General features: G+C 56.7%; 1 rRNA gene. It reads right to left on the bottom strand.

Features of this window, described 5'->3' with window-relative positions:
• A 16S ribosomal RNA gene (locus SB753_RS38255) occupies nt 1-263 on the bottom strand; the annotation flags it as partial.

The raw sequence follows: 263 nt of genomic DNA, 5'->3' as shown, positions 1-263 counted from the left end.
GAGCCCGGGGCTTTCACAACCGGCTTATCAAGCCACCTACGCGCGCTTTACGCCCAGTAATTCCGATTAACGCTTGCACCCTCCGTATTACCGCGGCTGCTGGCACGGAGTTAGCCGGTGCTTCTTCTGCGAGTGATGTCTTTCCTAGCGGGTATTAACCGCTAGGCGTTCTTCCTCGCTGAAAGTGCTTTACAACCCGAGGGCCTTCTTCACACACGCGGCATGGCTGGATCAGGCTTGCGCCCATTGTCCAATATTCCCCA

It is taken from the genome of Paraburkholderia sp. SIMBA_053 (assembly GCF_046534895.1).
In the GTDB taxonomy this organism is placed as follows: domain Bacteria; phylum Pseudomonadota; class Gammaproteobacteria; order Burkholderiales; family Burkholderiaceae; genus Paraburkholderia; species Paraburkholderia caledonica.
This window is presented reverse-complemented; position numbering and strand designations above follow the sequence as displayed.